Below are 11916 nucleotides of genomic sequence, written 5' to 3' on the forward strand. Positions count from 1 at the left end.
CCCGGTTTTTCTTATTTTAAAGAATGGTTAATACTTTCTATCCTGTGTATTGCCAATATTGATAAATTCAATGAATTTATTATGCTAATGAGAGTTAAAGAAAGAATGAATAGTCCATTAATAAATTTAGGAGACTTCGCAGATTGCATTTACGGGATAGAAAAGTAGGTTGTATCAATTGTAATCACTACCTTTCCATTGCGAATTTAAACCTTGCTCTTCATAATGAATATAAGGAGTGGTATATATGATAGAACTAGATCATGTTGTGTATTTTAGTAAGGATTCTCCTGAAGTCCTAGTGCAAAAAAACATAGGTACTGCAATCGGAGGTCGCCACAAAGCATGGGGAACAGTAAATGCATTAACCTATACGAAAAATAGTTATATTGAGTACCTGTCAGTAGAAAATTTAGACGTCGCAAAACAAGCAAACCATCCACTAACGAAACTCTTACTAAACGATTTGGAAAGTGGTGAAGGATGGGGAACGATATGTTTTCGAACAGAAAATATAGATAAACTCAATGAGAGATTGTGTAGAGATGGTTGGGGAACCTCGGGTGTTTTAGATGCCGAGCGGGAGACAGCGTCAGGATTTATTCGAAAATGGAAAATGCTTTTTATTAATCAAGAAGTTTCGAATGAACTACCATACCCATTTTTTATTCAATGGGAAGAGACATTTGAAGAACGCATGCAAAGTTTGAGAGAAGATGGAACCATTACTTCTGTGAATGATAACTTAGCCATTTCAAGATGTGACTTTGCGGTATATGATTCACAAAAGAAGCTTGAAGAATGGAGTGAAATTTTAAAGGTCAGTCCTTCAAATAATTCACTAAAATTGCCAAATACTGAACTCTTATTTTTAGAATCGAAGGCTGTAAAAGAACGTTTAGTGAGTATTCATACCACTAAAAATATATAATTTTATGAAAATATTTAGACATCTATGGAATGAGTATACTCTAGATAAATTGTGATAAAATAGACAGTATATAGTGAAAGTTAATGTCTATTTAGATGTGAAAAGAAATAACTTATTTTTCTCTCCGTAGACTTTTAAGGAGGAATTCATACATGGAAGAATTACTAGAACGGGCAATTGTAGTAGGTGTTAATTTAAAAAAGGACAAACATTTTGATTATGGTTTAGAGGAACTACACAACTTGGCAACAGCATTAAACGTAGAAGTTGTGGGGGAAGTCACTCAAAATCTAGACAAAGTGAATCATGCGCATTACGTAGGAAAAGGGAAAGTAGATGAAATAAGAGCATTCTATGAAGAAGCAGATGCAAATCTAGTTATTTTTAATGATGAATTATCCCCTTCTCAAATTCGAAACCTAGAAGAAGCGCTTGCATGTAAAGTCATAGACCGTACAATGTTGATTTTAGATATCTTTGCTCGTCGTGCAAAATCGAAAGAAGCACAAATGCAGGTGGAATTAGCGCAACTTCAGTATATGTTACCGCGATTAGTGGGACTACATGCTTCTCTTGGCAGACAAGGTGGAGGAGGTGCTGGTGGTGGATTACAGAACCGTGGTGCTGGTGAAACTAAACTAGAACTCGATCGCCGAAAAATTGAAGACCAAATTTCGAAACTTCGCCGAGACTTAGAGCATGTAAAAGAACAACGAGAAACACAAAGAAAACAACGTAAGAAAAACGGAATTCCAGTTGTGTCAATTGTCGGCTATACAAACGCTGGTAAATCAACAATCATGAATCAAGTGTTAGCAATAACTGGTCAAATGGAAGAAAAACAAGTGTTTGAAAAAGACATGTTGTTTGCAACATTAGAGACATCCGTTCGTCAAGTTCGCCTATCTGATCAAAAAGAATTTTTGCTTACTGATACAGTTGGATTTGTTAGTAAGTTGCCAACACATTTGGTTAAAGCTTTCCGATCGACATTAGAAGAAGCACGTGAAGCTGATTTACTTCTTCATGTTGTTGATGTTTCAAATGATGAATATCGCTATATGATGGATGTTACAAATGAGACGTTACAAGCGGTGGGTGTTGAAAATGTGCCCACACTTGAAATTTACAACAAGTCAGACCTAGCGAGTGTGAATTACCCACATGTTAGTGGTAATAATATTTGGATTTCAGCAAAAGACGGAAATGGAATAAAAGAATTGCTTGAACAGATTCGTACACATATTTTTGCTGATCATAAGATGTGTCGAATGTTCATCCCTTATGACCGTGGGGATGTAGTATCTTATCTAAATGAACAGGCATCTATCCAAACAATTGAGTATGAAGAGGATGGCACATTGTTAAAAGTAGAATTAAAACAAGCAGATTATGAACGCTATAATGAATTTATTTTAGATAAATAAAAAAACGCAATCCGGATAAAACTGGATTGCGTTTTTTCATATTTAGTCTCAAACACGAGATTTATCTAGTCTTAGAATCTTTAGTTAGAGTAGAATCTAAGCTATTAGAATCTTAAAATTGATTGTTATGAAGTTTTGCGAATAACCCATCAGCCTCAACTAAATCTGAATACGTGCCATCCTCAACGATACCTTCTTTTGTAACAACCAATACGCGATCTGCATTCCGAATCGTTGCAAATCGGTGAGCAATAATAAGCGTTGTCCGGTCTACAGCCAACTCAGTTAATGCTTCCTGAATAATCTTTTCAGTTTCCGTATCTAGAGCAGAAGTGGCTTCATCTAAAATCAGAATTGGAGGGTTTTTCAAGAACATTCGAGCAATAGCTAATCGTTGTTTTTGGCCACCCGATAGTTTTAATCCGCGTTCTCCAATTTGCGTATCATATCCAGCTGGAAGTTCCGAAATAAATTCTTGTAAATGTGCCTTTTGCGCAGCATCTAAAATTTCTGCATCTGTTGCACCTTTTTTACCATAGGCAATATTCTCTCGAATTGTTCCTGTAAATAAGAAAACATCTTGTTGAACAATTCCAATTTGCGAACGCAAAGAATGCTTGGTCATATCTCGAATATCTAAGCCATCAATTTTTATAGAACCCTCGGTAACATCGTAAAACCGGGGAATCAATGAACAAATTGTTGTCTTACCAGCACCGGAAGGGCCCACAAAGGCAATCGTTTCTCCACTAGTTACATTCAGGTTGATATTAGAGAGAACTTTCTGATGTTCATCATAACTAAAATGAACATTTTCAAAGGATATATTACCTTGTAAATAATCTACTGTCTTCGCATTTGGTCGGTCAACGATTTCTGGAGATTGGTCAATTAAGTCTTGAAAACGCTTAAAACCAGCCATTCCTTTTGGATAGAGTTCTAATAATGCACTAATCTTATCTACTGGTTTAATCAATACATTAATAAATAAGACAAAGCTCACAAGTTCCCCATAAGTTAGTCGCTCATTAACTAAGAACCATGCACCAACGACTAATACGGCCAATGTCATGAGACGTGTCATCATGAAAATGCTTGAATGAGTTGCAGCCATTACTTTATAAGCAACAATTTTAGCAAGTCTAAATTGTCCGTTGTCCTGTTTAAAGCGTTTAATTTCAAATTCTTCATTTGTGAAAGATTGAACAACACGAACACCTGACACGCTATCTTCTACGCGACCATTTACATCAGCAATTTTATTGTACATATTTCTCCATGCATGATTCATTTTGATATTACTAAATGTCACAAGCGCTATAAGGAAAGGAATCATGATGATAGCAATGATTGCAAGCTCAGGATTAATATTGTACATAATAACAAAGGCACCAATGAAGGTCATAATTGCAATAAAGAAGTCTTCAGGACCATGATGTGCAAGTTCCCCGATATCAAATAAGTCATTTGTTATTCGGCTCATAATATGTCCAGTTTTGGTATTATCAAAAAACCGAAATGATTGTCTTTGTACATGGGTAAAAAGTTCTTCACGCATGTCTGTTTCAATATTTATTCCAAGTTTATGTCCTAAATAACTCACGACAAACTGTAGAAAGGTGCTTATTAAATAAATAAATAGTAGTAAAACACTTACGGTTACGATAGTACCCCAATCGCCTTTGGGCAATAATTCGTCAATAAACCATTGAACTGCTAGAGGAAAAGCAAGCTCTAAAATAGCAACGATAATAGCACTGGTGAAGTCGATTATAAACAATCGTTTATGGGGACGATAATACGAAAAAAATTTCTTTAGCATATAGGCTCTCCTTGATGTATGTAGATACATGCAATTATAGCTGAAAATATTGATAAACACGACAATAACCTTCTAGTCTCGAAGGATTTTAAAGTATTGGTTGTTTCATGTGTCTTAGTTTTTTTAAAAAAATTAAATCTATCCGATTTTTTAGACCATATGTATGAAGTGAAATTATTAAATAATAAAAGGGAAGACCATTTTCATGGTCTTCCCTCCTAAATCAATATTTAAATCCTGCAGGTGCGTTTTTTACTACGACAACTACTTTATCTTCATCCAGCTTTTCCTCTAAATTTTCTGCTTCGGGTTCAGTAAAACCTAACTCTTCAAATTGGGCGCGAAGTTCGTCGCCTTTTTTACGGAAAACATTTGCAATTGATACTCCTAAACCTTGTTCATCCATACCAACAGTATTCGCATTTGCCATATCAGCTACTTGATTTGTACGATGATTTTCATGTGTAAGTACATAAATATCATCTTCATGAACCCCCTTGGCTTTAATTCCTTGAATTCCAAGAATGGCATCCTCGTCAGTTACATATTCTTTATACATTACAGTCATTGTAAAATCCTCCTTTAAATCGTTTGTATTCTGCTACATAGGTACTTTACCACTTGATATGAATATTAAACAAAAATCCTCCAATCTCCAACTAAAGTCTTATCTATACGACAAAAGAACAAGATGCTGATCTTAGGAATATGATATTGAAATGAATTTCAAAAGAGGAGAATGGAAGTTGTGAGAAAGTGGTATTTTTCTTTAGGAGTTCTGACACTTATCGCTTTTGTCTTCTTATCCTTTAATTTCACATCTGACCTGGTAGTTCAATTTGATAAAGTGTCTGAGGAATTACTTAGAGGGAATGAATTTTTTCATTCTTTTCAATATATAGGGGAATCAATGTGGATTGTCAGTGCAGCACTAGTATTAATTTTATTTTTGGCGTTTAGACGAGTAAATCATCGGGGAATGCTATTTGTGTTAATTGCTGTTGGCGGTGGTAACTATTTGAACCACATGTTAAAGGATTGGGTGCAACGTTCAAATCCTGATATTTCTACCCATTTGATAAGTTTAAACTACCCTTCAGATCAAGCAATGGTAGGTTTATTATACTTGTTTACATATGCCTATTTTTTCACTAATAATAATACATCGATAAAATGGTGTTTTGGAATTTGGTTTAGTGCCATTTTATTAACCTTATTTGTAGGATTATCTCAAATTGTAAGCGGATATTATAGTACAGATGTGATTGCAGGTTGGTTATCCGGTTATACATTTTTTATTATAGTGGTCATCTGGTATGAGTGGCGTAATCGCAATATGAAAAAAAGGATTGTTCAGCCAGAGTAATCTTTATTTGATGTGATACTGTATTAGAATAGGGGGGATACAGTGTTTACTATTCCAGATAAGTTAATAGAACTTGGCATAAAACGTATGGAGGGGAATACTGTACAAGGATTTGTAGCTATGGGAACCCTAATCCACAAGTAATGCTAGTGGGAGAAGCACCTGGCGAAAATGAAATTGATACAGGAATCCCCTTTACTGGTCGTGCAGGAACAGAGCTTATGAAGTCTTTAGAAAGTGTAGATCTAACACGTGAAGACGTGTTTATAACAAGTAGTGTAAGGAGTCGCCCTTATAAATGGGGGACAAAAAAAGCTCGGGATGGCACACCAATAAAACGAACGTATAACCGTGCACCAATAGCTAAAGAAGTTTTGGCACATGCACCTTTATTGGATTATGAAATTCAATGCCTACAACCAAAATTAATTGTTACTCTTGGCACAATCGCCTTACAACGTCTTTTAGGAAAAGAAGCCCAAGTGACAAAATTACATGGACAAAAAATTAAACAACCCATTCAATACCTAAAAAATATAGATGATGTGCACTACAGTTTAACTTCAAAACCTTTTGTTATAATCCCAACCTTTCATCCAGCATCTGTTTTTTATCGACCATCATTAAGAGATCAAGTTTCACAAGACTGGCAACAGATACACCAGTATTTAAAGTAGACATCTTGATAACGCGATATAGATAAAACTTGGTATATATAAAAGATACCAATAAATCAAAGAATTCGTTTTAAAGTGTTGCACATAGGAAACTTGTCACATACAATAAATTTACCAGATATATAGAGAAAGAAGTTGGGAATATGGATGGAAGTGTCTTATTTGCATTAGCTTTAACATTATTTGCAGGTTTAGCTACAGGAATCGGTAGTCTATTAGCTTTTGTAACGAAACGCACAAACACCAAGTTTTTATCTTTAGCACTAGGGTTTTCGGCAGGGGTTATGATTTACGTTTCTATGATTGAAATTTTTGTAAAAGCAAAGGATGCATTAGTTAATGAGTTAGGTCCTTCTCAGGGGTATTGGCTAACCGTTATCGGGTTTTTCGGGGGGATTTTATTGATTGCTTTAATCGATAAATTATTACCAAAGTCCACAAATCCACATGAAGCTAAAGCTGTCGAAGATATGGATTTACAACCTTCCAATGAAGAGTATACAAAACTAATGCGTATGGGCTTATTTACAGCACTAGCAATCGGAATTCATAACTTTCCAGAAGGAATAGCGACGTTTATGTCTGCAATGCAAGATCCGCACTTGGGGATTGCGATTGCGATTGCTGTAGCAATTCATAATATACCTGAAGGAATTGCCGTAGCAGTTCCAATATACTATGCAACTGGAAATCGGAAAAAAGCATTTAAGTGGTCTTTTTTATCCGGTTTATCAGAGCCAGTTGGTGCTCTTGTTGCATTTTTAATTTTAATGCCGTTTCTAAATGATATTATGTTTGGTATGATTTTCGCGGGAGTAGCAGGAATAATGGTATTTATTTCATTAGATGAATTATTACCAGCAGCTCAAAGGTACGATGAAGCTCACTTGTCTATTTATGGCGTTTTTAGTGGAATGGCAGTGATGGCACTAAGTTTATTACTAATTGCATAATGAACGGTTCCTAGAAAGCTAAGGAACCGTTTTTTGTCGTACTTCAAACTAACTCTGTAAGAAACAGAGAGATGTAATGCTCATTTGTGATAATTTCCAACACGAATGGACAAGCTAGAGTAGCGCTTTCTGCTTTTTGGTATTGCTTGTATATTCCATTACAATTATACTGTTTAGTAAAGATGGTTGACATGTGTCAAGACAAGGAGTGCTTATATGACCACAATTAAAGAAAAAGAAGTTAAACCTTTAACTCGTAATAAGTTATTAGGGATTGCTGGATTAGGGTGGATGTTCGATGCAATGGACGTGGGGATTTTGTCATTTGTTATTGCTGCACTAGCAATAGATTGGAATTTATCTCCAAGTCAAATGGGCTGGATAGGAAGTGTAAATTCTCTTGGGATGGCGGTAGGAGCGCTTGTATTCGGATTATTTGCCGATCGAGTTGGTCGTAAGCGTATTTTCATTATCACACTAGTTTTATTCTCCGTTGCAAGCGGACTCTCTGCATTCTCCACAACACTAATCATATTTTTGATATTTAGATTCTTTGTAGGAATGGGTCTAGGGGGAGAACTTCCTGTGGCATCAACACTTGTAGCTGAAAGTGTAAAGGCAAATGAACGAGGCCGAGTCGTAGTATTACTAGAAAGTTTCTGGGCAGCAGGATGGTTATTGGCTGCACTAATTTCATATTTTGTCATTCCAGATTATGGGTGGAGAATTGCTCTTATCCTTACGGCACTACCAGCATTTTACGCCGTTTATTTACGATTGAAATTACCAGATTCACCACAGTTTACGGCAAAACGAGTACGGGATCGAACGTATGGACAAAATATTAAAGCTGTATGGTCAAAAGCATATGCTAAACCAACGTTAATGCTATGGATTTTGTGGTTTACTGTTGTATTTTCTTATTACGGGATGTTCTTATGGTTACCAAGTGTCATGGTAATTAAAGGTTTTGATTTAATCACAAGTTTTAAATATGTTTTGATTATGACATTTGCTCAGTTACCTGGATATTTTACAGCTGCTTGGTTAATTGAAAAAGCCGGCCGTAAATTTGTTCTAGTCACTTATTTACTTGGAACAGCAGCAAGTGCATATGCGTTTGGTAATGCAGATACAACGACGTCACTTATTGTCTTTGGTGCTTTACTATCATTCTTTAATTTAGGAGCATGGGGCGCGTTATACGCGTATACACCTGAACAATACCCTTCAGTAATTCGAGCAACTGGAGCAGGAATGGCTGCTGCTATAGGACGTATTGGAGGAATTCTAGGACCTTTATTAGTTGGTACATTAGTAGCAAGTGGATACGAAATCGGTTGGATTTTCGGTATTTTCTGCATCGCCATAATTATAGGTGTATTAGCGGTTGTTTTTCTAGGAGTAGAAACAAAACAAACTGAATTAGAATAATCTTATCCCGTTCGATTAAGGGGGATATATGTTTGAATAACTTGGAAAACAACGATACAAAAATCGTCATCTTCCATACAAATTAGCATTGCTTTTTAGCAATGCTTTTTTTGTTAACAAATAAAAAATATTTTAAAAACTCGTATATCTTTTTATCTGTCTGAATTGTATAGTTTATCTATATAATAATTAATTGGGGAATTTTCTTAGACAGGGGAGAAGTTTTAGTGAGAGCAATAGGTAGAGATAAAATAGGAGAATTCTCCAAAAAACGAATGTTCGTGATAACTGCTTTATTTCTTTTTTCTTCACTATTTATGAGTGAAGGACATGTTCAAGGTGCTTCGTATATTGAACGGGTTTCTGGTGACAATCGAATTGAGACAGCTATTCAAATATCACAAACAGGTTGGGATACTACAGAAAGTGTAATCCTAGCAAGAGCGGATAACCCTGCTGATGCGTTGTCATCTGCCTCTTTATCAGGAAGTGTTGATGCGCCCATTCTACTCACCTATACGAACAATCTCCAGCAAAATGTTATTGATGAGATTGTCAGATTACAGGCATCAACGGTTTATATTTTGGGAAGTAGCAGCGCTGTTAGTGGCGAAGTAGCTACTGAGCTTTCAAATTTAGGTCTAACAGTAAAAAGGTTAGGTGGGGCAACTCGCTTTGAGACAGCCTCTATCATTAACAAAGAAGCAAAAACTTCATTAAATACGAAAGCAATTGTCGTAAGTGGTTACTCCTCTGCAGATGCGCTATCTGCTGCCAGTAATTCAGCCAACAATCTTATTCCAATCTATCTTTCTACTAATACAACCCTTCCCGTCAGCCTTCCGACCAATGTGCAAGAGGTAACCATTTATGGCGGAACCGGCGTGGTTGGAATAGAAGTTGAGACCCTTCTTTCAAACAAAGGGATAAAGGTAACAAGAATTGCAGGGAAGAATCGCTATGAAACGAATATTCTAGCAGCCGATGAAAATTTAACAGAGAACGTGATTATCGTTCGCGGAACTTCTATAAAGGCGGAAGCTCAAGATTTTCCAGATGCTGTTGCAGGAGCAGGGCTTTCTCATAAGCTAAAAGCGAATATCATATTATCTGATCCCAGCGCTACCATACCAGTTGTAGCCGACTATTTCGCAAACCACAGCTATCCAAATGTGTATGTTTTGGGCGGAGAGAGTGCTGTTTCGACAGATGTTGTCGATAGCTATAACATGCTTATACATTCTACGATCGATTATGTCTTTGATTTCATTCCAGTTGCAAGCGATGAAGATCCTACAAAGCCCATTGTCTATATACTGGACGATAATGAAAATACCATCAAATCATATAACTATGTAACAAAGGAGCTTAAATCCGTCAAACTAAGCGGAAAGCCTGAAGAGCTCTATGTTAGAAATAATAAAATTTACATCACAATAGTTGATCAACCACATAGTAGTTATTGGTGGGAGGAAGATCAGTCCGGGGGGATTGACATTATCGACAGTGATAGCTTCCAATTTGTAAAAAACATACGGATTGAAATCGATCCATTCGACATTGTTGTCGATAACAATGGCATTATGTATATCTCAAGTGGTTCAGGGCAGTGGACATATATTAACAGTTATTCCTCGGAGACTGGTGCAAAATTATCTTCTATGGGTATTCGCCAACAAAGTTATCTGGAGATGCATCCAAATCAAACAAAGTTATATGCCATAGATACTGATTCATCCCCAGTTTCTATTCAACAATATGGAATTCAGGACGGTAAATTAATAAATTCACAGTATTCATCATACAGGTCTTCTTATTTAGGAGAACTGATTAAAATGTCTCCAGATGGGCAATATCTCTTTAATGACCTTGGATATGTTTTTGATGGAAATCTTACACATATAGGAACAATGCAAATACCATTTAATGATATCACCTTTAACATGGAGCAAAACCGCTTCTTTACTGCTATAGAGGATGTCATTTTGGAATATGATGATTTCACTTTAGAAAACTATGATTATTATTTTACAAATGGTGAAGTTATGCAGATTTATCACAAAAACGGTCAAATTATTATTCTTTCACAAGTTACAGTAGGTCAAACAAACCGAATAGCCCTTGAAATTCTAGATGTCCCAAGCTATTAAAACAATAACTTCTCAGTAAAAAAATCTTCCCATGAATAAGGGAGGGTTTTTTTACTCTAAGGTTGTGGCTTTGCAGTATGAAAAATTATACATTTATCAGGAACTATTCTGAATTTTTAAATTTATATAGTGATTAATCTCTTTTCTTGTTAAAATTAAACTATTAAATCTGATGACAGAGGGAGAGTCGGCTATGTTTAAGAGAATTGATACCGTATTTTTACCTGTGCAGGACACGAGCCTTTCAATTAAATGGTTTGAAGAAAAGTGTGGATTTATATTAAGATGGCATGATGATGAAAATGGCTATGCAGCAATGACTATTGACGATGGGGCTACTGCCTTTACACTTGTGAGAAACTCACATATGGGTACTTGTAAACCTGAGGAGCATGAGTGGTTTAACTTATATACTTCTGATATCCATGTTACACATCAGTTTTTGTTGGATTCAGATGTTGATGCAACACCTGTACAAAGCGGTGGGAATATGGAGTTTTTTCAATTTAAAGATCGAGATGGGAATACGATTGGAGTCTGTTCATTTGAAGAAGACGCAGCCTGATTTGAAACGAATTCTCCTTATAGGTTCAGGAGGAGCGGGAAAATCTACATTATCTAAAAAGCTTGGTGAATTGTGGATGTTACCAGTAGTTCATTTAGATAAGTTATTTTGGCAACCAGGATGGCAACCTTTGCCGAGACCTGAGTTTATTGACGAAGTTAAGATAGAATTGTCTAAACCTGAATGGATTATTGATGGAAATTATGATTCAAGTATTAAGCTGCGGGCAGAACACGCAGATCTTATTATTTTCCTTGATTATTCTAATGTTCTTTGTGTATACAGGGCTTGTAAGCGAGCGTGGATAAATCGTGGAACAACAAGATCTGATATGGGGGAAGGATGTCCAGAGAAGATAGATTGGGAGTTTGTTCGCTGGATTTGGCGATTCCGAAAGGACGCACGACCTAATATTTTAAAGGAATTGGAGAAATGTAACGCAGAAGTCTTGTCTTTTAAGTCTCCAAGAGAATTAGAACAGTGGATTACCAATCAATCAAAAAATGTAAAGAGCAAATCACCCATGGTAGGATGAATTGCTCTTTTTAGTGTCTAATAAGTGAGTCAATCGTTTATTTTAGACAGGTATCG

At 36.0% G+C, this 11916-nt stretch carries 11 protein-coding genes; 9 read left to right on the plus strand and 2 right to left on the minus strand.

Annotation, left to right across the window (positions count from 1 at the left end; all coding sequences use genetic code 11):
- Positions 1-247 precede the first annotated feature (247 nt).
- Both B371_RS0105420 and hflX read left to right on the plus strand, forming a co-directional pair.
- Positions 248-931 (plus strand): VOC family protein, encoded by a 684-nt coding sequence (locus tag B371_RS0105420; protein WP_019413287.1) that lies wholly within the window; start codon positions 248-250, stop codon positions 929-931.
- A 152-nt stretch (positions 932-1083) separates the two neighbouring features.
- Positions 1084-2358, plus strand: coding sequence for a GTPase HflX (gene hflX, locus B371_RS0105425; protein WP_019413288.1), 1275 nt, complete (start codon positions 1084-1086; stop codon positions 2356-2358).
- A 112-nt stretch (positions 2359-2470) separates the two neighbouring features.
- Here the strand turns inward: hflX and B371_RS0105430 are convergent, their stop codons facing one another.
- Together B371_RS0105430 and B371_RS0105435 are read right to left on the minus strand one after the other, a co-directional pair.
- Positions 2471-4180 (minus strand): ABC transporter ATP-binding protein, encoded by a 1710-nt coding sequence (locus B371_RS0105430; protein WP_019413289.1) that lies wholly within the window; start codon positions 4178-4180, stop codon positions 2471-2473.
- Positions 4181-4403: 223 nt separating this feature from the next.
- Positions 4404-4748 carry a general stress protein gene (locus B371_RS0105435; RefSeq protein WP_019413290.1) on the minus strand — a complete coding sequence of 115 codons (345 nt, stop codon included), beginning with the start codon at positions 4746-4748 and terminating at the stop codon, positions 4404-4406.
- Positions 4749-4919: 171 nt separating this feature from the next.
- Between B371_RS0105435 and B371_RS0105440 the strand changes: the two genes are divergently transcribed.
- From B371_RS0105440 to B371_RS0105470, 7 genes are all read left to right on the plus strand, one after another.
- Entirely contained in the window at positions 4920-5546 is a 627-nt protein-coding gene (locus tag B371_RS0105440; RefSeq protein ID WP_019413291.1) for a phosphatase PAP2 family protein, read from the plus strand.
- Positions 5547-5689: 143 nt separating this feature from the next.
- Entirely contained in the window at positions 5690-6223 is a 534-nt protein-coding gene (locus tag B371_RS21340) for a uracil-DNA glycosylase family protein (protein WP_019413293.1), read from the plus strand.
- A 143-nt stretch (positions 6224-6366) separates the two neighbouring features.
- Positions 6367-7176, plus strand: coding sequence for a zinc transporter ZupT (gene zupT, locus B371_RS0105450; RefSeq protein WP_019413294.1), 810 nt, complete (start codon positions 6367-6369; stop codon positions 7174-7176).
- Positions 7177-7392: 216 nt separating this feature from the next.
- Positions 7393-8610 carry an MFS transporter gene (locus B371_RS0105455; RefSeq protein WP_019413295.1) on the plus strand — a complete coding sequence of 406 codons (1218 nt, stop codon included), beginning with the start codon at positions 7393-7395 and terminating at the stop codon, positions 8608-8610.
- 227 nt (positions 8611-8837) lie between these two features.
- The gene (locus B371_RS22380; protein WP_019413296.1) at positions 8838-10760 is read left to right on the plus strand and encodes a cell wall-binding repeat-containing protein; all 1923 of its coding nucleotides are present in this window, start codon (positions 8838-8840) and stop codon (positions 10758-10760) included.
- Positions 10761-10953: 193 nt separating this feature from the next.
- Positions 10954-11325, plus strand: a complete 372-nt coding sequence (locus B371_RS0105465; protein ID WP_019413297.1) for a VOC family protein — start codon at positions 10954-10956, stop codon at positions 11323-11325.
- A complete protein-coding gene (locus tag B371_RS0105470; RefSeq protein ID WP_019413298.1) occupies positions 11306-11860 on the plus strand; it encodes a hypothetical protein in 555 nt (184 codons plus the stop codon). Before B371_RS0105465 ends, B371_RS0105470 begins: the two co-directional genes overlap by 20 nt.
- Positions 11861-11916 lie beyond the last annotated feature (56 nt).

Source organism: Paenisporosarcina sp. TG20 (assembly GCF_000286315.1).
GTDB lineage: Bacteria > Bacillota > Bacilli > Bacillales_A > Planococcaceae > Paenisporosarcina.